Raw genomic sequence first — 19,219 nt, forward strand, 5'->3', positions numbered from 1 at the left:
AAGGGAAGCCCGCAGGAATACCCAACCGGGCGCTGCCGTTCCTGCAGTTTCCGGTATTCCTCAAACCGTCATGGACAGGCCCTAGGGACCGCCGGCCGGACACGAGACGGCGGGGCGCTGGGTGAAAAATCGTGTTGTCGAATGCCATGGATCGTCCCGCGTCGCCGCCGCAGGACTGGAATGCGGTCGGCGCTGCGCTCGTGCGCTATCTCAGGGCGCGGGGAACGCGGCCCGACGTGGCCGACGACGTGGCGCAGGAAACGCTTGCGCGGCTGATCGCTCTCAGCCAGACGCAGCAGATCGGCAGTCTCTTTGCACTGGGCTTCAGGATCGCGGACAACCTGATCGTGGACTTGCAGCGGCGGGAGATGCGCCAGGATTACTGCCATGGGTCGCGCCAGTCCGGGGAAGCAGACGAAGAATGGGAAAGCGACGATCCCTCGCTGGACAGGGTTCTCGATTCACGCCGCGCGCTGGACGTGCTCTCGCTCTGCCTGCGGCGGATGCCGCCCTTGCGCAGGGAAGTGCTCATTCGCAGGCGCCTCAATCATGAAAGCTGCCGCGCCATCGGTGACGATCTCTCGATCAGCGCGAAGGCGGTGGAGAAGCATATCACGCGCGGTCTGCTCGACCTGCGGCGGGCGCTCGAACGCGCGGGCGTGGACCTTGCGGGACATGGCTGAATGATGCCCGACCGGCAGGACTTCGGCGAGATCGACCGTCAGGCCGCGCAATGGGCGGACCGGATGAACCGCCCCTTGCAGGATGCCGAGATGGCGGCGGCGTTTGATCGCTGGATCCTGCAGGATAGCCGCCACGTGGAAGCCTATGCGCGGATGCAGGGGCTCTGGCAGTCCGGGGCCATGCAGGACGCGCTGACGGCAGCGGAGGCAGGGACGGGCGCGGCGGCGATCGGGTCATGGCCCGGCGCGGCGGGCGGCACCCGGACGGGTACGGACGAATCCGGCCTGCCGGAAGACGGCGAGGCCCCGAACTGGGCCGCGCAGGCGTGGAAGCAGTTCGCGGCCTTCACTGCGGTGGCGCTCTGCCTCGTGGTGGTCGTGTCGCTGGGGGCGCGGCTGCTGGTGAGCGAGGCGAGCTACCGCACGGCGCGCGGCGAAACCCGCGATGTCCAGCTGGTGGACGGATCGAAAGTGCGCCTCAGCGGCGATACCCGGATGGACGTGCGCTTCACCCCATGGTCGCGCGAGGTCGTCCTGCGCGAGGGCGAGGCCTTCTTCGACGTTGCGCACGAGAAAGTCCGCAATTTCGCCGTCGATACCGGCAGCTCCAGCGTGACCGTGCTCGGCACCGCCTTCGACATCGATCTGGTGGACGAACAGACGCGGGTGGTGCGGGTCTATCGCGGCCTGGTGAGCGTGGATGCCGGTGCCGGGCGGCAATGGCGCCTGCCGGCGGGCAGCGGCATCGAGGTGGGCGGCGGTAAGGTCCGCAGCCTTGGCGATGTGCCGGGCGATCATCCCGGCTGGATCGACGGCTGGTTCGATGCCGAGGATACATCGGTGCGGCAACTCGTGCAGCGGCTCAACCGGGGTTCCTCGCGGCCGATCGAACTGTCCGATCCGGCCCTGGGCGACCTTCCGGTGACGGGCCGGTTCCAGACGTCGGACCCGGAGATGGTGCTGGATGCGCTGGCCGCGATCCACGATCTCCAGTGGCACAGGGAAGGCGGCCGCTACCTGCTTTCGCGTTAGGCGGCAGGCTCTTGGTGTCATCAAGAATACTTGATAACGTAATGAAAATGTAAGAAAAAATAATTGTCGGGTTAGGCCGGGCCTGCACGTCTTCCCCCCGAATGCCTTATCCTAGGGGGGAAATGATGTTTCGTTCGAGTAATGCCCTGCTGCGCGTATCCGCGTGGGCGATCGCGTTGGCCACGGTGAGCGGCGGGGTCGCCGCGGCGCCTGCGCAGGCGGCTGCCACGGGGCAGTACAGCTTCGCCATTCCGGCACAGGACCTCGGCCATGCGCTTCAGGAATTCTCGCGCGTTACCGGGCTGCAGGTGGCGGCGGCGCCCGATGCGGTGCGGGGGCGCCGGAGCGCGGCCGTCTCGGGCCGGATGAGCGCGCAGCAGGCGCTCGCCCGGCTGGTGCGCGGCGCCAATGTCGAGACGCAGCTTCGCGGGGGCACCGTGATCCTGAAGGCGCGGGCGGCCACGCCGCGCCCCGCCGCAGTCACCGCTCCGGCGCGCCGCGCCGCGCCGGTGGCCGCCGCCGCCGTTGCCGAAGAGCCTGCCGGGGGCGGAGACAGCGAGATCGTCGTCACCGGCTATATCGAGGCGGCGCAGCACGCGCTCGACATCAAGCGCAGGAACGACACCGTCTCCGACACGATCAGCGCCGACGACATGGGCAAGCTGCCCGCCAACAATGTTTCCGAGGCGCTCGCGCGGCTGCCCGGCGTCAACGCGGTGCGCAGCCCGACCACGGGCGAGGGCGACCGCATCACCGTGCGCGGCCTTTCCACCGAGCTGAACAACTACTCGATCAACGGCGTTCGCCTGGGCGGGGCCGGTTCGCGCGACAACAATTTCTATCGCGGCGTGCGCCTCTCGGTCCTGCCGCCGGACGGTATCAAGCAGATCACCGTCTATAAGACCCTGACGCCCGACCGCGACGGTGACGCGCTGGGCGGCTCGGTGGATATCTCCACCCCGACCGCCTTCGACCAGACCCCGATGTACGCGCGTCTGTCCGCCGAGGGCGGGATGCTCGACAAGTACGACCATCGCAAGTCCGGCCAGGTTTCCGGCGCGCTTTCGCGCCAGTTCAGCGACCATTTCGGCATATACGTCGCCGCGAACTGGAGCCGCCGCAAGTCGCAGTTCGAGCAGAACGGCGTCGACGGCGATAACCAGCCCGATACCTGGTACGATGACAGCGAGACGCTGGGCTGGGACCCCAACCGCTTCGTCATGCGCGGCATGGACCTGGGCTTCGGCGAAACCGACGTGAAGCGCTGGGGCGCCAATACCAGCATCGACTACCGCTCGGACAATCACGATTTCCACTTCCGCGGGCAGTACAACAAGTACCGCAAGGACGAATTCCTCAACCGCCTGAACTTCCGCAACGACACCGCCCGGAACTCGACCCGCCTGGTGCAGGTGGATTCCGCCGATACCGCCTTGCTCCAGCCCGACGACAACGTGACCGGGTACGACGATGCGCTGGGCCGGATCTACGGTTATTCGCTCGACCAGATCGTGGATCAGGACGGCGACGGGATCATCACCGACGCGGACCGCAAGGGCAAATCGTTCTACAGCCTCAACGGCGGGTCGGGTACGTGGGACCCGCAGGGCTTCCGCCTGCGCCGCTTCTGGGAAGGTTCGCGCGAGACCGGCAGCCTCGCCTCGGCCAACCTCGGCGGAATCTCGCGCGTGGGCGAGCTGACGGTCGACTACGACGTTTCCTACTCGCAGTCGGAAGACAATCTCGACGACGGGTACACGCTGGAATTCCGCAGCGACAAGTACGGCTGGCTCGGCAACGAGGGCGTGCTGTTCAGCAGCAGCGAGGATTCGCGCTTCCCGAAGTGGCTGCTCAATTCCGCCGGGCTCGAAGCGGTGCAGGACCCGTCGCAGTACGATTTCAGCAGCCTTGAAGGCGAAGTGGGCGGCAGCAGCGAGAAGCTCTGGCAGGCGCAGTTCAACCTTGAATGGAAGCCGGTTGATTCCTGGCTGCAATCGTTCAAGACCGGCGCCAAGTTCTACAATTCGCGCCGCCGCACTTATCAGGGCTCGTTCCTGAACCTCGAGGCGGACGGCACGCTGGCGGACTTTTCCGAGTTCTACGGCAAGGACGTGAACAGCCTGTTCGGCGGCGCCTATAGCGGGCTCTACCGGCTCGGCACCACGATCGACAACCGCAAGATGCTGGCCGAACTCCAGCGCGCCGAGGACGGCCAGAGCGAGATCTTCGACGGTTTCGCGGTCGATCCCAATGACGCGGAGCTTTCGAATGAGGACAGCTTCCGCTTCAGCGAACGGGTGATCTCGGCTTATGCCATGGGCACGGCCCGCTTCGGCCGGGCGCAAGTGATCGCCGGCGTGCGCATGGAGGCGACGCGCAACACGATCGACGCCTGGAACATGGACCTGATCCAGGGCGAGCGGTTCGTCTCGGACAAGTCCAGCTTCGTGAACGTGCTGCCCTCGGTCCATGTGAATTACGAACTGGACGACCGCACCAAGCTGCGCGGCGCGGTCTGGACCAGCTTCGCGCGTCCCGACATCGCCCGCATGAGTTCGGCGCGCGAATACGGCTACGACACCGACCCCGATGGCGACGGCGAGGAAAACCCGGTCTCGCAGTGGGTGCTGACCTCGATCGCGCAGGGCAACCCGAACCTCAAGCCGATGCGCTCGCTCAACCTCGACATGTCGCTGGAGCACTATGCCGGCCGCACCGGGGCCTATTCGGTGGCGCTCTACTACAAGCACATCACCAACTTCCTGTTCCGCTCCTCCTCCAGCAACATCCGCGACGGGACGCTGGGCGAGAACGTCGATCCTGCCGGCGTGGCGATCTCGATGCCGAACAACGGCAAGTGGGCCGAAGTCTACGGCGTGGAGATCAGTGGCCAGCAGCTCCTGCACTGGCTGCCGGGCGTGCTCGGTTCGCTGGGCGTGGGCGGCAACCTGACGCTGCAGCGTTCGAAGGCGGTCACGGGGCTTTCGTGGCATCCCGACGGCTACACCCTGCCGCTGATGGAAACGCCCGAGACGATCGCCAACCTGCAACTGTTCTGGGAGCGCAAGGGCTGGGAAATCTACGGTGCATGGAACTACCAGTCGCGGTTCCTCGGCGGCATCCAGGACTTCGGCAACAATCCCTACGAGCAGGCCTATAGCTTCGTGGACCTGACCTTCCGCAAGACCTTCCTCAAGAAGTCCTCGGTGCAGTTCCAGGTCCAGAACCTCTTCGATTCGCACACTTATTGGGAAACCGTGTCGTCGGGGACGGGGGGAAGCCGCGCCTACATCAAGAACGGGCGCAGCATGACGCTCGGCTTCAACCTGATCTTCTGAGGATACCTGCCATGAAGACCAAGACGCGCATCCTGCTGGGAGCGCTGGCCCCGGCCCTGCCGCTGTTTCTGCCGCTGTGCCTGCCGTGTCCCGCCTTCGCCGCTGATGCTCCGGCCCAGCAGCAGGAGCCGCTGGCGCCCGCCACCGTCCGGCCCGAGCGCGTGATCCTGAATCTCACTGCCGATCCGGCCACCGGCATGGCCGTGACCTGGCGCTCGGCACCGGGGCTGCCGGGGCAGGTGCAATATGCGAAGGCGACCAGCAGCCCCGACTTCGTGAAGGCGCCGCTCACCGTGGCGGCGAATACCGACGATGCCACCTTGCCGGTCCGCGAGGACCCGGCATTCCGCGCCGCCTATCACTCGGCGGTGCTGACCGGGCTCGAACCCGATACCGTCTATGCCTACCGCGTGGGGGACGGCGCGCACTGGTCCGAATGGTTCCAGTTCCGCACCGCCTCCCGCGAGGGCAAGCCGTTCCGCTTCATCTACATGGGCGACATGCAGAACCAGATCCTGTCGGAAGCCTCGCGCACCTTGCGCATGGCCTTCCGCCAGGCGGGGGACGCGGCCTTCACGATCCACGCCGGAGACCTCATCAACCGGCATGACAGCGATGCCGAATGGGGCGAGTGGTTCGCCTCGGGCGGGTTCCTCTATGCCCAGACGCCGCAGATGCCGACGCCGGGCAATCACGAATACGTCAGGGATGAAGCCGCGCGGGCCGGTTCCTCGATCAACGGCCAGTGGCGGCGCCAGTTCACCTTGCCCGAGAACGGTCCGGCCGAGCTTCCGGCGAGCCGGGAAACGAGCTGGTACACCGACTATCAGGGCCTGCGCCTGATCTCGATCGATTCCATGCAGGTCGATCGGGACGAGACCGCGCGCAAGGCCATCGTGAAATGGCTGGACGGGCTGCTGGCGAAGAATCCGAACCGCTGGACGGTGCTGTTCCTGCACTTCCCGCTGTTCTCCAGCGAGCCGGGGCGTGACAATCCCAAGGTCCGCGCCGCGCTGAAGCCGCTGATCGACAAGTATCATGTCGACCTCGTGCTGCAGGGCCACGATCACGGCTATGCGCGCGGCGCGATCGGCAAGGAGGGCCCATCGGCGGACGATGCCGGAACCACTTATGCCGTCTCGGTCGCCGGGCCGAAGATGTACGATGTCGGCAGCCTGCCCTGGGCCCGCAAGTCGGCCTCCCGCACGCAGGCCTATCAGGTGATCGACGTCAGCCCCGCCGCGCTGACCTACCGGGCCTATACGGCGACGGGTGAGCCGCTCGACGCGGTGACCTTGCACAAGCCCTGATATCCGCAAGGGCCGGCCGCAGGCCGGGGGGCGCCGTTTCCGGCCCTTGGCGAGGCCGCGCTTCGTATTGCGACGCGAAGTGCGGCCTCGTTCGGCCCGGTCAGTCGAGCATGGTCTGGCGCAGCCTGGCGATATCCGCGTCGGTCAGGCCGATCTTCTGCTTCAGGTAGCCTTCGGTGCCGCCATACTGCTTGTCGAGATAAGTGAAGAACTGCGCGAGGTGAGAGATGCCGCCGGGGGTGTAGAGCGGTTCGGCCTTGGGCGGCTGGCCATCGGCGCGGGCGGCGTAATACTTGAGGATCGGGTTGCCCGGATAATCGGCAGGGTCGACTTTGGGCATTTCCCACTGCGGCTTACGGAACGTGGTGGAGAGGTGATAGTCCTTGAGGATCGTCTCCCGGTCCACGCCGAGCAGGTCGTAGATCAGGGCCGTGGCGATCCCGGTGCGATCCTGCCCGGCCGAGCAGTGGTAGACCACCGCGCCCTCGTTCGCGAGGAGCCGGTTGAACAGGGCGCGGAACTGCGGGACGAGCATGATTTCCATGCCCTCGTAGATGTTCTCGCCGCCGCTCCTGGCCATCTTCGCGAAGAGGGGCTTCAGCGAATAGTCGTTGGCGAGGAACAGTGCGCCGGTACGGTCGTCAAGCATGTCGGGCGCGACTTCGCGTTCCTCGATCGAGCGCAGGTCCACCACGGCGCCCAGATGAACCTGATCGAGCAGCGCATAGTCCGCATCCGTCAGCAGCGGCATCGCGCCCGAGCGAAAGGCCTTGTCCCACTTCACGGTGCGGCCGTCGCGAGTGACATAGCCGCCGATGTCGCGGAAGTTGCTGCCCTGCTGGAGCGGCAGGACCCGCTCGGCGACCACGGCGGTCTTGCCCTTGCGGCTTTCGAGGATGACGTAGCGGCGCTCGCTTGCGGGGATGGGCAGGGTGAGCGTGCTCTCGGTGCTGGCGGCGGCAAAGCGCCGGTCGCCCTTGTCGAGCACGGTATCGGCGCTGATCCACACCGCGACCGGGGCGGTGTCCGGCCGGGTGAGCTGGACGGTCTGCGCGTCGAGCCGCGTTAGCGCGGCGATTTCGCGCGCGGTGGCGGCTGTGCCGGAAAGCGCCGTGATGGCGGCGATCAGGGCGATGGATGTGGTCTTGCGCGTCATTTCTGGGATTCCCGGTCAGTGGCGCAGGGGGCAGCGTGGTTCCGATCGGCCCGTGATGAACGGACGTAGCGGCGACAGGCCCGGCGGCGCGGATTTGATCGTGGCCGATGTAGAACGGATGTATGTATCCTGTGTGACATCCGCATCGTCAATCTCCATGGCATGCATCGTGGCCACGATGCTCGCCATCGGCGGGATCGCTTGCTATTGTCAGGCAGACGACATGCCGAACCGGAGCGGGGCCTGATGCCGGAAAATCCTAGAAAACCCTCTAATGACAGGCTGTTGGAGGCTGTTTTCGAACAATGGTCCGCTGTTGGCGGCAGCGGGGTTACCGCGCGGCAGGTTGCCGGAATTGCCGATATACCGGTATCGTCGATCTACCATCATTTCGGCTCTCTGGAACAGTTGTTGGTTGTTGCGCAGGATCACGCGCGGCAGCAGGCGCGGCTCTGGTGCGATGACCAGCTCGGGCAGGTTTCGGGGTTCGCGGGGGATTATCGCGATTTCCCGGCCTTCTTCGCACAGATCGTCGATGGCTGGGCGAACGAGCGGCGGGGGCTGGCCTTCGCCTGGCGGGAAGGTCAGCTTCTGGCCGCCACCAGCCCGGCCTTCCTGCAGGCGGAGGGGGAGTGGCGCGATCTCTGGGCGGGGTTCTGGCAGGTCGCGGCGGCAAAGTTCGGGCTGGCGGACCGGGCCGTGGTTGCCGAGCGGGTCTTCGAGAACGAGAGCTTCCTGCACATGTTCCGCTGGCGCCGCACCGTGGACCGCGCCGGGCTGGACGAATTCGCGCGGGGGCTGGCGGCGTGGTTGTCGGGCAGGCCGATCCCGGAAGCGCCATGGCGCGACTATGCCCGGGCCGAGGCTCTGCGCGAGCTTCCGGCCTTCCCTGAACGCGACGCCACCGGCGCCCGCATCGTCGAGGCCGCAGCCGCCTTGCTGGAGAAGACAGGCGCCAGCGGGCTGACTCACCGCGCGGTTGCCGAAAGCGCGGGGCTGACGCTGGGCGTGGTCTCGCACAAGTTCCGCACCAAGTCGGAACTGGTCCAGGCCGCATTCGAGGGAACCTACCTGAGCGGCGTGACCCGCTTCCGCTCCGATGCCCTGCCCGGCAGCGACACCGCCGCCGAAGCCGCGATCGAGCAGGCGCTGGACAACATGGTGGGCTTCATCGCCCACAGCGTGCGCGGCCGGGGCATGGATGAACTGCACATCGCCGTGGCGCGCGACCCGGCGCTGAACCAGTTCGCGGCGCAATTGCGCTATCTGCGCGGACAAACCTCGCGCAAGCTGCTGGAGGCACTGATCCAGGGGCGGCGTCAGGCGGGAAATCTCGAAGCGGCGCTGCTGTCGAGCTTCCTTTCGTCCTTGACGCGCAACCATGCCGGGGCGGAGGGCGAAACGTCCCGGGCAGCGATCCGGCGCGAGTTCGAGGCGGTGGTCGACCTGATCCGGGCGGGCTGATCGCCTCGCCAACGTCATCGCGCAGCCCGAGCGGGCAGGGTGATGCCAGGTGCCGTTCTGGTGCCTTTAGGTGTCGTTCTGTTCCAGACGCGAAAAGGGCGGGCCTTTCGGCCCGCCCTTGATGTTTTCGGTCTGCAAACCCGTCAGTCGCGGCCGTTTCCGAAGGCGACGATCTGCAGCAGGCCGCCGGCCATGGCGACGTTCTTGAAGAAGTGGATGAACTGGTTCTGGTCGCCGAGCTGGGCGTGGAAGAAGAGGGCAGTCGCCAGGCTGAACAGCGCCAGCACCGCGGCCACGGCGCGCAGGCGATAGCCCGAGATCAGGACGACACCGCCCACCAGTTCGACGATGATCGCGCCGGCAAGCGCAACAGCCGGCAGCGGCAGCCCGGCCGAGGCGATATAGGCCATCGTGCCGGATGGATCGGCAAGCTTGGATGCGCCGCTCAGGATGAAGATGGCGGCTATCAGGATACGTCCGATCAGCGGCAGGAACCTGGCGATGCCGTTGTCGAGCGTGGCGGGAGCGGTCTTGGCGGTTGCGGTATTCATGGCGATTCCCCTTGGCATTTGCGTTGAAGAGGAGCCGTAAGTCCGCGTTATGCGGCCGATGCTGCGGCGCCTCGATGACAGGGAAGTGCCGGAAGATCGGATTTCCAGAAATCCTGATAAAATTGATCTTCACGTTCGATAAAGTTGAAATGGTAGATCGTGGAAAATGGGACTGGCGGCAGGGCGGGGGGAGTCGCCGCCAGTCCCTCAGGGGTTCGCAGGCCGACCGTGCGGGCTCCGAACAGGGCCTTGGCGTAGTCGCCGCCAAGCCCGTAACTCTTGCCAAGCAGGCGGGATTAACGGCCCGGCCCGGGCTGGCATCAAGGTTGCAAATGAATACGGTCGCGGCAGGCAATGGCTTTGCCGGACAGGAGTTTACGAGCTAGGCCTTTCGCGGTTCAGGGTCTTGTACGGAGTTGACGCGAAGCATCAGTTGGCGCGTGCGACGGGCTGCCAGCGGCTGCGCCACACTTTGGGCGTGGTGCCCACCGCGCGGCGGAAAAGCCGCGTCAGGTGCGCCTGGTCGGTCAATCCGCATGTGCAGGCGATCTGCGAAAGCGCATCGTCGGTCTGGAGCATGAGGCGCTGCGCCCGCCGGATCCTTTGCCGGATGACATAGGCGTGGGGCGGTTCGCCCATGCTGGTCTTGAAGGCCCGGCAGAAGTGGCCGGTACTGAGCCGCGCAACCATGGCAAGGTCTCTGCAGGCGAGGGGGTGAGCAAGATTGTCGTCCACATGGCGGACCACCCTGTGCAGTTGCCAGCCGGCGAGGCCGCCCTTGGCCGAAGGATCGGATGTCAGGTCCGCCGGCGGAGCCACCGGCAGCAACAGGGCGCGGTAGTTCTCGGGCCTTTCTCCCGCCGAAATGCCGGCGGGGTGAACCCTGTCTTCGAAAATAGCTGGTAGATCCCGTCCCGATTTTATTGTTGTCGTGCTCAAGTTCGCATGAAGCATGACCAACTCTCCAATCTCGGCGAATCGGATTGTCGCACAGTATTTCGGAACGACAACCCGATTTTCCGCTGGAACATGAATCGCTGGCAGAGATTGCGATCTTGCTACGCTAGGTGGAAGAGGGAATTTTACTAAGGTATTATACGAAAGATATCGGAAAACTTCGCTTCCTGTGTCAGATATCGGGAAGTTCGTTAAACGTGTTGTCCAACTCGCACTGGGCCACGAAACGGTCGAGCAGCCATGCCGCTGCCGGGCCGGGAGGAACGTCGCGGCGCCATATCCCGCCGAAGCGGTAGATGCCGCCGGGATGATCCGGCATGGCCAGGCGCACGAGTGTTCCCGAAACGAGATCCGGCTCGATCATCGGCAGCGGCATGTTGCCCCAGCCGATTCCCTGCCGCAGCAGGGCGTGCTTGGCGCCAAGGTCGGCGAGGCGCCATGTCTTGGGGCTCATTACCGAGAAGTCCTTTCCCTCGGTAAAGCGCGAACGGTCGCTGAGCACCAGCTGGGTAAATTCCCGCCCCGCGCCGGGCGGGATCGGGTCCATGCGGCCCAGCGGGTGATCGGGGGCGGCCACCGGCACCATCGCCACCGAGCCTACGGACACGCTTTCCAGCCCGTCCACGCCCGCGAAGAGAGGGCCGGACAGGCCGATCACGGCATTCCCGTCCAGCACCATCGATGTAATCGCGCCCAGTGCCTCAACATGGAGACGCAGCTGGACGGTGGGAAACTCGGCGGCGAAAGCGCGCAGGATCACGCCGAGGCGCTCGGCCGGGAACATCACGTCCACGGCGAGATCGACTTCCGCCTCAAGTCCGTCGAGCAGGCCCTTAACCTTGGCGCGCAATCCGTCGATCCCTTCCGCCACGCCGCGCGCTTCCGAGAGGACCGCACGCCCGGCCGTGGTGAGGACGGGCTTGCGCGTACCCTCGCGCTCGAACAGCATGACGCCGAGCTGGGCTTCGAGATTGGCGATTCCATAGCTGATGACGGAGACCGCACGGTTCAGCTTGCGCCCGGCGGCGGCGAAACTGCCGGTGTCGACGATGGCCAGGAAGATGCGCAGCTGGTCCAGGGTCGGCGTGCCGGGGTTGCTCACTTTTCAATCTCCTCGAACAGTCAGGTCGATTTTATCCCTCTGAACTTGAAATGAGCCGAGGTCTATATGGGTTTTCAAGAGAGGGCGGCACCTAACCCCGCCGCCCTTCAGGAGATAGGCCATGATCGAACTTCGCCCCTATGACAGCCTCGGCGGTGCCAACCACGGCTGGCTTGACGCCAAGCACCACTTCTCGTTTGCCGGCTACCACGATCCGGCCCGCGTCCACTGGGGCAACCTGCGCGTCTGGAACGACGATGCGATCGCTCCGCAGACCGGCTTCCCGCCGCACCCGCACCGCGACATGGAAATCATCACCTATGTCCGCGAAGGCGCGATCACCCACCAGGACAACCTGGGTAACAAGGGCCGGACCGAGGCCGGCGATGTCCAGGTGATGAGCGCGGGCACGGGCATCACGCACTCGGAATACAACCTCGAGGACGTGACGACGAAGATTTTCCAGATCTGGATCATCCCGACCCGCGACGGCGAGGAACCGAGCTGGGGCGCCAAGCCCTTCCCCAAGGGGGACCGCTCGGGCCAGTTCGTGACGCTCGCCTCTGGCTACGAGAACGACAACGAAGCCCTGCCGATCCGTACCAATGCCCGCGTCGTGGGCGCCACGCTCAAGGCCGGCGAGACCGCCGAATACCCGCTGGGCAAGGACCGCAAGGCCTACCTCGTTCCCGCCATCGGTGCGGTGCAGATCGACGATGTGCGCGCCAATGCCCGGGACGGCGTGGCGATCAGCGATCTCGACGTGCTGCGGATCACCGCGATCGAGGATAGCGAGATCGTTCTGGTCGACGCTGCCTGAAGTAAGGGGAGCGGGCGGAAATCGCCCGCTCCCATCTCTTCTCTGCCAGATTGCCCGATTGCATTTTCCCTTATCGGCGCCGACGTTCTTCCCCGGCGCTCAAACGCACAAAAGAAGCGCAAGGAAGGATTGCCCCCATGACCGTCCATTCATCCGATATCGAAGGCGTTGACCTCGTCGTTCTTCCCCCCGTCCGCGACCTTGGCGACGGCTTCCAGGTCCGCCGTGCGCTGCCCACCGCGCAGCGCCGCATGGTCGGCCCCTTCATCTTCTTCGACCAGATGGGCGAGGCGGTGTTCCGCAGCGGCGAAGGTCTCGACGTGCGCCCGCATCCGCACATCGGCCTTTCCACGCTGACTTACCTCGTCGAAGGCGAGATCCTTCATCGCGACTCCCTCGGCTCGGTCCAGGCGATCCGCCCCGGTGAGGTCAACTGGATGACGGCGGGCAGCGGCATCGTCCATTCCGAGCGCACCTCTCCCGAAGTCCGCGCCAGCGGCGGCAAGCTGTTCGGGCTCCAGACCTGGATTGCGCTGCCCAGGGAAGCGGAAGAGATCGCCCCGGCCTTTGCGCACCACAAGGCAGACGAGATTCCCGTGACCGAAGACGCCGGAACCCGGCTGACGCTGATCGCCGGTACGTCCGACGGCCTGACCTCGCCGCTCAAGACCTACTCCGACATGGTCTATGCCGATATCGTCATGCTCGACGGTGCGCGTTATCAGGTGAAGGCCGAGCACGTCGAACGCGCGATCTATGTCGTCGGCGGCGAAGTCGAGGTCGAAGGCCAGACCGGCAGCTTCAAGGAAACCGAACTCGTGGTCTTCAAGCCGGGCGCCGAAGTCGTGCTCAGGGCCAGGGGCGGCACCCGCCTGATGCTGCTGGGCGGGGAACCCCTGCCGGAGAAGCGCCATATCTTCTGGAACTTCGTCTCTTCCTCGCTCGACCGTATCGAGCAGGCCAAGGAAGACTGGAAGGAACAGCGCTTCGACCGCGTGCCCGACGAAAACGAATTCATTCCCCTTCCGGCCTGAGGAGCATCACGCCATGGCACATGGAACCGCCCATATCGGCGAAACCCCCTGGCGCACCGAGATCGTCGTCGGCGGCCATGCGATCGTTGCCGACGAGCCGGAAGCGCTCGGCGGGCAGGGCGCCGGCCCCGCGCCTTACGACCTGCTGCTCGCCAGTCTCGGCGCCTGCACCGCGATCACGCTGAAGATGTACGCCGCGCGCAAGGGCTGGCCGTTGCAATCGCTCGATGTCGACCTGAAGCTGAGGGGCTCGAAGGATGACATGCATGTCGAGCGCACGCTCCTCATTTCGGGACTGGACGAGGAGCAGAAAAGCCGCCTCGCCGACATCGCGGAGCGGACGCCGGTTACACTGACCCTGAAGTCGGGCCTGCCGATCGAGACGCGGCTGGCTTGAACCCTTGGAAAACAAAGGGCAGTGCGGCCGGCCGCGCTGCCCTTTTCGCGTCAGAACTGCTCGGCCACGTCCACGAGCGAGGTCAGCTTCTTCGGGGCGATCGCGCGCCATGACCGGGCCAGCCACGTCCCGATGGCGTCCCAGTCGTTCTCGCCCAGATCGAGGCGAATGCCGATCCAGCCGTCGCCGAAGTAGGCGGGGCGGAAATAGCGTTCCTCGTCCTGCTCGATGAGCATGGCCTGTTCGTCCGGGCCGCTGATCTTCACCAACAGGGCGGTACGACCGTCGGCGTGATGGTTCGACGTGAAGTAGGCGAATTTCTTGCCCTTGGTCACGCCGAAGCAGGGCATTCCGTGGCTCTGTATCTCGTCCGCTTCGGGCAGGGCCATGGCCCGTTCCCGTACGCGCTCAAGCAGCCATTCCGGGCTCGTTTCGCGCACGACAAGCGCGGCGAGGCAGCGTGAATAGAGCTGGTGTTCGGCAATCAGTACGCGCGCGGCAAGCGTATCGGCGGTGTCTCCCGGCACGATGGCAACCGGCGTCTGGCCGAGGATCGGACCTTCGTCCAGCTCGGGAATGACGAGATGGACGCTGACGCCGCCGTGACTGTCGCCCGCGTCGATGGCGCGCTGGTGGGTATGCAGGCCGGTGTACTTCGGCAGGAGCGACGGGTGGATATTGACCATCCTGCCGTCCCACTTGCCCACGAAACCGCCGGTCAGGATGCGCATGTAGCCCGCGAGCGCGACCCATTGCGCGCCGGAGCCGCGGATGGCGGAGTCCATCGCGGCGTCATGCTCCTTGCGGCTCAGCCCCTTGTGGCTGAGCGCGAAGGTGGGCACGCCTTCGGCAGAGGCGAGTGCAAGGCCGCCTGCATCGGGCCGGTTGCTGGCGACGAGGACGATCTCATAGGGACAGTCCTCGGCGCGGCTGGCGTAGAGCAGGGCGGCCATGTTGGTGCCGCTGCCCGAAATCAGGACGGCGACTTTTGCCTTGTCAGGCAAGATGAACGGCTTCCCAGTCCTCGCGGGCGGACCAGATCTCGGTCTTGCCCTGAACGGTGCAGCCCTTGTCGCCTTCTTCGACGATGCCGATCACGAAGACGGTTTCGCCGGCTGCTTCCAGCTCGGCCTTGAGCGCGGCGACTTCTTCCGGCGAGACTGCAAGCACCATGCCGATGCCGCAGTTGAAGGTGCGCGCCATCTCGCCCGGCTCGATATTGCCCTGCGCCTGCAGGAACGCCATCAGGCGCGGCTGCTCCCAGGCGCCGGCATCGATACGGGCGTGCAGGCCCTTGGGCAGCACGCGCGGAATGTTTTCGAGCAGGCCGCCGCCGGTAATATGGGCCAGCGCATTGATGCGGCCGGCGCGGATGAAGGGCAGCAGGCTCTTAACGTAGATGCGCGTGGGCGCGATCAGCGCGTCGATCAGCAGGGTGTCCGAATCGAACAGGGCCGGGCGGTCGAGCTTCCAGCCCTTGTCCTCGGCGAGGCGGCGCACCAAGGAGTAGCCGTTGGAATGCACGCCCGAGGATGCAAGGCCGAGCAGCACGTCGCCGTCCGCGACCTTTTCACCGGTGAGCTGTTCGCCGCGTTCCACCGCGCCGACGCAGAAGCCCGCGAGATCGTAATCGCCCGCGGCGTACATGCCGGGCATCTCTGCGGTTTCGCCGCCGATGAGGGCGCAGCCCGAGATGCGGCAGCCATCGGCGATTCCGGCAACCACGCGTTCGGCGACGCCGTTCTCGAGCTTGCCGGTGGCGAAGTAGTCAAGGAAGAACAGGGGCTCTGCGCCCTGTACGATAAGGTCGTTCACGCACATGGCGACGAGGTCGATGCCGATCTGGTCGTGCCGGTCATGGTCGATGGCCAGCTTGACCTTGGTGCCGACACCGTCGTTCGCGGCGACCAGAAGCGGGTCCTTGTAGCCGGCCGCGCGGGGGTCGAAGAAGCCACCGAAGCCTCCCAGTTCCGCATCGGCGCCGGGGCGCGCGGTGGATTTGGCGAGCGGGGCGATGGCTTTGACCAGCGCATTGCCTGCGGCGATCGAGACGCCGGCTTGCTCGTAGGAGTAGCTCTTCGGGGAGTTATCGTCGGACATTGCGCGCGCATAGTGTGCAAACGCTCTCCTGTCACGCCCGAGGCGGCAATCAGGTGAACAATTCGGGCGGAAAAATTCGTGCAGGAGGCGCCGGTGCGCGGCGTTCCGCCGGATTTCCGGGGCCTTGGCCGATCGTGCGTCCCGCCTTCCGGGGATGTCGTCGCTTTACGACTTGGATTTCCGGATTCGTTTGGGCAAAAGGCCGGTCGGTTTCGATAATGGCAATCACCTTCTCCCACAAAATCCGGCGCGTGGCCGGCAGCGGTCTGGCCTTTGGGCAGGCGCGCGTCCGTTCGCCGCGGGGCCTGGCCTTTGCGCTGGGCGGGGCGGCGTTTCTCGCATTGGGCACCGTGGGTGGTTACCGACTCGTGGCGCAGGTGGAAGGCGATCGCGGCATCGCCCCGCTCGCCAATTCCGAGGATATCCAGGTCAACGGCATCAAGGTCGATGTTACGGCCAAAACCGGCGCCGATGCCCGGCTCGAAGGCTGGAAACAGGCGGAGAAGGACGCCTGGAAGAAGCTCGGCGGGCCGGACATGCCGGTTGAGGCTATCGATGCCATGGTTTCGTCGGTCGTGATCGGCCATGAGCAGGTCGGGCCTCGCCGTTATATCGCCACGCTCGGCATCATCTTCAACAAGGCGCGTGCAGGGCAGTACGTGGGCGCAGGCGGCGCGGCGATCCGGTCGGCGCCGATGCTGGTACTGCCGGTGCTGTACTCGGGCGGCGTGCAGCAGGTGTTCGAAGTGCGCGGGCCCTGGCAGAAGGCATGGGCCGAGTTCCAGGCTTCGCAAAGCCCGATAGATTATGTGCGGCCGGTAGGCGCGGGGGGGGAATCGCTGATTCTCACCGCCGGCCAGGCTTCTCGCCGCAGCCGCCTGTGGTGGCGCAACATCCTCAACCAGTTCGACGCTGTGGATGTGGTGATCCCGGTCGCCCGTCTTGAGCGGCAATGGCCCGGCGGCCCGATTCACGGCACTTTCACCGCGCGCTATGGCCCGGACAACACTTTCCTCGGCACCTTCGAACTCGATGCCGCCAGCGAGCAGGACCTTCCTGTCATGCTCAATCAGGCGGTGGAGCGGATCGATGGCCTGTACCGGAATGCACTCGCCAGCGGCGAGCTGCGTCCCGATCCCACGCTGACGACCAGCGGGCAGGTGCTGGACCGCGCTTTTGCCGAATTGCGCCAGAAGCTCATGCCCAAGGGCGGGGTTCCGGTGGATGTCGTGCCCATCGCGCCCCCTGCAATCGCACCGGTCCCGGCGGTCGTCGTCCCGACCGAGACGGTTTCCGTACAGTTCGCTTCGCCCGATGCGGCAGCCGTCGATGCGGCGCTTGCCGCCGTGCGCGGCGTTCCGGGTGTGCGCGGCGCCGCCACCGTCAGCCTTGCTGTCGGCGGAACGTCCGTCATGCGCGTGACCGTCGAGGGCGGTAGCGAGCGTCTTGCCGCCGCGCTGCGTGCGCAAGGCTGGAAAGTGACGAACGGCGGCGGTGCGCTGAGGATCACCCGCTAGGTTCCTCGGTGATGAAGCAGATCGCCCTCCCACTGTCTGCCGCGAGCGACAGCCCGCCGCGCATTGTCGTCGGCAGTGCCAACGCACAGGCGATCGACGCCTTGCTTGAGCCGGGTGCATGGCCGTTCCGCAGCGCGATCCTTTCCGGTCCTCCGCGTTCGGGCAAATCCCTGCTGGCACGCTGGTTCGTCGAGGCCGGTCACGGCGATGCGCTGGATGATGCCGACCGGATGGAGGAGGACGTGATCTTCCACAGCTGGAACCGTGCGCAGGAAACCGGACGTCCGTTGCTGATCGTCTCCAGTCGCCGCCGCGGCAGCGGGGAAGGGCGCTGGCAGGTCAGTCTCCCGGACCTGGGATCCCGGCTTGGCGCCGCCCTGGAACTGGAGATCGTCGAGCCGGACGACGAGATGCTGGCCGCCCTGATCGAGATCCACGCCCAGATGCGCGCACTCAATCTCGATCCCACTGCGATCGACTACCTTGTACCGCGCGTCGTGCGTAGCCATCTGGGCGTCGAAAATCTGGTCACTGCCATTGATCGGCTCAGTCTGGAACGCAAGCAGTCGCCTACTCTGGCGATCTGGCGCGACGCTCTGATCGAGACTAAAGGCGGCGACTCGAAGACCACTTGACCGGACGGCTTGCCTTGCGGGCCGATTGATGGGAGATTCGCGCGATGCTGGGTAATCTTGTCCGCTACCTGGACTCCGTCGTCGCGCGTGACCCTGCGCCGCGTTCACGCTGGGAAGTCCTGCTCTATCCGGGCGTGTGGGCGCTGTTCTTTCACAAGATCGCGCATCGCCTGTTCCGTGCGGACCTGTTCTTCCTGGCCCGCGTGGTGAATCACATCTCCCGCTTCCTGACCGCGATCGACATTCATCCCGGCGCCACCATCGGGAAGAACTTCTTCATCGACCATGGCTTCACCGTCATCGGAGAAACCGCCGAGATCGGCGACAATGTGACGATCTACCAGTGCGTCACGCTGGGCGGTTCCAACCCCACCAACGGGAAGGGCGGCAAACGCCACCCGACTTTGCTCGACAATGTTATCGTAGGCTCCGGCGCGCAGATCATCGGCCCGGTAACGGTGGGCAGGCGCGCACGTGTCGGCGCCAGTGCCGTCGTGACCGAGGACGTGCCCGAAGGCGCGACCATGATCGGCGTCAAGGCGCGCTCCACGCTGGTGAAGGCGGAAACTTACGCCAAGGACTTCATGCCTTATGGCACGCCCTGCAAGGAACCCTGCGAGCCGGTGGGCAACCAGCGGATCGACGAGCTGGAGGAGCAGATTGCCGCCCTGCGCGCGCAAGTGGCTGAATTGATGCATGCGCGCGAAGATGAGCCGCAGGCCGAGCCGGCCGTGAAGGGCGTCTGAACCGAATGGTGTCAGGCCCCGCAGGCGCGAATTCCAGTACCGGCAGCGTCTTGGCCTTTCCCGGCCGCACGCCCTTGCAGATCGGGTTCGACCGGCTCGAACTCCAGCGCATTCTCGATCTTTACGGCCGCATGGTGGCAGCAGGCATGTGGCGCGATTATGCGATGGATTTCGGCAAGGAGGCCGCCAACTTCTCTGCCTTCCGCCGCGCTGCCGAGCGTCCGCAGGCCCGCATCGAGAAGCGCCCTTCGCTGCGTGCGAAACAGGGAATGTGGACACTGTTCGGCGAGGCCGGGCAAATCCTGAAGCGCGGACATGAATTGGCCGGCGTGCTCAGCCCGCTGGAGCGCAAGCTGCTGAAAGTGGTGGAAGACTGA

The 19,219-nt window shown here is 65.6% G+C and carries 18 protein-coding genes; 12 read left to right on the top strand and 6 right to left on the bottom strand.

Annotated features, from left to right (window positions below):
* The first annotated feature begins 134 nt into the window (after positions 1-134).
* From ACLIMP_RS08795 to ACLIMP_RS08810, 4 genes are all read left to right on the top strand, one after another.
* Positions 135-683, top strand: coding sequence for an RNA polymerase sigma factor (locus tag ACLIMP_RS08795; RefSeq protein WP_443477776.1), 549 nt, complete (start codon positions 135-137; stop codon positions 681-683).
* Positions 684-1,715: a FecR family protein gene (locus ACLIMP_RS08800; RefSeq protein WP_324698801.1), complete on the top strand. Its 1,032-nt coding sequence runs from the start codon at positions 684-686 to the stop codon at positions 1,713-1,715.
* Between the two features lie 125 nt (positions 1,716-1,840).
* A complete protein-coding gene (locus tag ACLIMP_RS08805) occupies positions 1,841-5,053 on the top strand; it encodes a TonB-dependent receptor (RefSeq protein WP_443477777.1) in 3,213 nt (1,070 codons plus the stop codon).
* Between the two features lie 11 nt (positions 5,054-5,064).
* Positions 5,065-6,363 (top strand): purple acid phosphatase family protein, encoded by a 1,299-nt coding sequence (locus ACLIMP_RS08810; protein WP_443477778.1) that lies wholly within the window; start codon positions 5,065-5,067, stop codon positions 6,361-6,363.
* A 100-nt stretch (positions 6,364-6,463) separates the two neighbouring features.
* Here ACLIMP_RS08810 and ACLIMP_RS08815 read toward each other — a convergent pair whose 3' ends face one another.
* Positions 6,464-7,519 (bottom strand): tyrosine-protein phosphatase, encoded by a 1,056-nt coding sequence (locus tag ACLIMP_RS08815; RefSeq protein WP_443477779.1) that lies wholly within the window; start codon positions 7,517-7,519, stop codon positions 6,464-6,466.
* Positions 7,520-7,804: 285 nt separating this feature from the next.
* Here ACLIMP_RS08815 and ACLIMP_RS08820 point away from each other — a divergent pair, with 285 nt between their 5' ends.
* Positions 7,805-8,983, top strand: coding sequence for a TetR/AcrR family transcriptional regulator (locus ACLIMP_RS08820; RefSeq protein ID WP_443477780.1), 1,179 nt, complete (start codon positions 7,805-7,807; stop codon positions 8,981-8,983).
* Positions 8,984-9,126: 143 nt separating this feature from the next.
* Here ACLIMP_RS08820 and ACLIMP_RS08825 read toward each other — a convergent pair whose 3' ends face one another.
* The 3 genes from ACLIMP_RS08825 to ACLIMP_RS08835 all read right to left on the bottom strand — a co-directional run bounded on the left by ACLIMP_RS08825 (position 9,127) and on the right by ACLIMP_RS08835 (position 11,593).
* Entirely contained in the window at positions 9,127-9,534 is a 408-nt protein-coding gene (locus ACLIMP_RS08825) for a DoxX family protein (RefSeq protein WP_324698806.1), read from the bottom strand.
* A 429-nt stretch (positions 9,535-9,963) separates the two neighbouring features.
* Positions 9,964-10,488, bottom strand: a complete 525-nt coding sequence (locus ACLIMP_RS08830) for a helix-turn-helix domain-containing protein (protein ID WP_082370545.1) — start codon at positions 10,486-10,488, stop codon at positions 9,964-9,966.
* A gap of 175 nt (positions 10,489-10,663) precedes the next feature.
* On the bottom strand, positions 10,664-11,593 hold the full coding sequence (locus tag ACLIMP_RS08835) for a LysR family transcriptional regulator (protein WP_054441268.1): 930 nt from the start codon (positions 11,591-11,593) through the stop codon (positions 10,664-10,666).
* A 121-nt stretch (positions 11,594-11,714) separates the two neighbouring features.
* On the opposite strand from ACLIMP_RS08835, the gene ACLIMP_RS08840 reads away from it, so the two are divergent.
* The 3 genes from ACLIMP_RS08840 (at position 11,715) to ACLIMP_RS08850 (ending at position 13,844) form a co-directional block, all read left to right on the top strand.
* Complete coding sequence (locus ACLIMP_RS08840; RefSeq protein WP_054441269.1) at positions 11,715-12,413, top strand: pirin family protein; 699 nt, start codon at positions 11,715-11,717, stop codon at positions 12,411-12,413.
* Between the two features lie 137 nt (positions 12,414-12,550).
* On the top strand, positions 12,551-13,447 hold the full coding sequence (locus ACLIMP_RS08845; protein WP_185997689.1) for a pirin family protein: 897 nt from the start codon (positions 12,551-12,553) through the stop codon (positions 13,445-13,447).
* Positions 13,448-13,460: 13 nt separating this feature from the next.
* Positions 13,461-13,844, top strand: a complete 384-nt coding sequence (locus ACLIMP_RS08850) for an OsmC family protein (RefSeq protein WP_324698809.1) — start codon at positions 13,461-13,463, stop codon at positions 13,842-13,844.
* A 50-nt stretch (positions 13,845-13,894) separates the two neighbouring features.
* On the opposite strand, the gene purN is transcribed toward ACLIMP_RS08850, so the two are convergent.
* A complete protein-coding gene (purN, locus tag ACLIMP_RS08855) occupies positions 13,895-14,848 on the bottom strand; it encodes a phosphoribosylglycinamide formyltransferase (RefSeq protein ID WP_443477781.1) in 954 nt (317 codons plus the stop codon).
* Positions 14,841-15,944 carry a phosphoribosylformylglycinamidine cyclo-ligase gene (purM, locus tag ACLIMP_RS08860; RefSeq protein WP_054441276.1) on the bottom strand — a complete coding sequence of 368 codons (1,104 nt, stop codon included), beginning with the start codon at positions 15,942-15,944 and terminating at the stop codon, positions 14,841-14,843. Before purM ends, purN begins: the two co-directional genes overlap by 8 nt.
* Before the next feature lie 218 nt (positions 15,945-16,162).
* Here purM and ACLIMP_RS08865 point away from each other — a divergent pair, with 218 nt between their 5' ends.
* The 4 genes from ACLIMP_RS08865 to ACLIMP_RS08880 are packed head-to-tail and all read left to right on the top strand — an operon-like array spanning position 16,163 to position 19,219.
* Complete coding sequence (locus ACLIMP_RS08865; protein ID WP_443477782.1) at positions 16,163-17,461, top strand: heavy-metal-associated domain-containing protein; 1,299 nt, start codon at positions 16,163-16,165, stop codon at positions 17,459-17,461.
* 11 nt (positions 17,462-17,472) lie between these two features.
* The gene (locus ACLIMP_RS08870) at positions 17,473-18,096 is read left to right on the top strand and encodes a P-loop NTPase family protein (protein ID WP_443477783.1); all 624 of its coding nucleotides are present in this window, start codon (positions 17,473-17,475) and stop codon (positions 18,094-18,096) included.
* Positions 18,097-18,140: 44 nt separating this feature from the next.
* On the top strand, positions 18,141-18,842 hold the full coding sequence (epsC, locus tag ACLIMP_RS08875; protein ID WP_054441282.1) for a serine O-acetyltransferase EpsC: 702 nt from the start codon (positions 18,141-18,143) through the stop codon (positions 18,840-18,842).
* Between the two features lie 5 nt (positions 18,843-18,847).
* Positions 18,848-19,219 (top strand): DUF2794 domain-containing protein, encoded by a 372-nt coding sequence (locus tag ACLIMP_RS08880; RefSeq protein ID WP_185997684.1) that lies wholly within the window; start codon positions 18,848-18,850, stop codon positions 19,217-19,219.

Origin of the sequence: Novosphingobium aeonii, assembly GCF_052279045.1 — a bacterium.
Taxonomy (GTDB): Bacteria; Pseudomonadota; Alphaproteobacteria; order Sphingomonadales; family Sphingomonadaceae; genus Novosphingobium.

Bases quoted from the DNA above. Each gene is read 5' to 3' on its own strand.
- ACLIMP_RS08800 (WP_324698801.1), top strand. From the start codon at position 684: ATGATGCCCGACCGGCAGGACTTCGGCGAGATCGACCGTCAGGCCGCG.
- ACLIMP_RS08805 (WP_443477777.1), top strand. From the start codon at position 1,841: ATGTTTCGTTCGAGTAATGCCCTGCTGCGCGTATCCGCGTGGGCGATC.
- ACLIMP_RS08810 (WP_443477778.1), top strand. From the start codon at position 5,065: ATGAAGACCAAGACGCGCATCCTGCTGGGAGCGCTGGCCCCGGCCCTG.
- ACLIMP_RS08815 (WP_443477779.1), bottom strand. From the start codon at position 7,519: ATGACGCGCAAGACCACATCCATCGCCCTGATCGCCGCCATCACGGCG.
- ACLIMP_RS08825 (WP_324698806.1), bottom strand. From the start codon at position 9,534: ATGAATACCGCAACCGCCAAGACCGCTCCCGCCACGCTCGACAACGGC.
- ACLIMP_RS08830 (WP_082370545.1), bottom strand. From the start codon at position 10,488: ATGCTTCATGCGAACTTGAGCACGACAACAATAAAATCGGGACGGGAT.
- ACLIMP_RS08840 (WP_054441269.1), top strand. From the start codon at position 11,715: ATGATCGAACTTCGCCCCTATGACAGCCTCGGCGGTGCCAACCACGGC.
- ACLIMP_RS08845 (WP_185997689.1), top strand. From the start codon at position 12,551: ATGACCGTCCATTCATCCGATATCGAAGGCGTTGACCTCGTCGTTCTT.
- ACLIMP_RS08850 (WP_324698809.1), top strand. From the start codon at position 13,461: ATGGCACATGGAACCGCCCATATCGGCGAAACCCCCTGGCGCACCGAG.
- purM (WP_054441276.1), bottom strand. From the start codon at position 15,944: ATGTCCGACGATAACTCCCCGAAGAGCTACTCCTACGAGCAAGCCGGC.
- ACLIMP_RS08865 (WP_443477782.1), top strand. From the start codon at position 16,163: ATGGCAATCACCTTCTCCCACAAAATCCGGCGCGTGGCCGGCAGCGGT.
- ACLIMP_RS08870 (WP_443477783.1), top strand. From the start codon at position 17,473: ATGAAGCAGATCGCCCTCCCACTGTCTGCCGCGAGCGACAGCCCGCCG.
- epsC (WP_054441282.1), top strand. From the start codon at position 18,141: ATGCTGGGTAATCTTGTCCGCTACCTGGACTCCGTCGTCGCGCGTGAC.
- ACLIMP_RS08880 (WP_185997684.1), top strand. From the start codon at position 18,848: ATGGTGTCAGGCCCCGCAGGCGCGAATTCCAGTACCGGCAGCGTCTTG.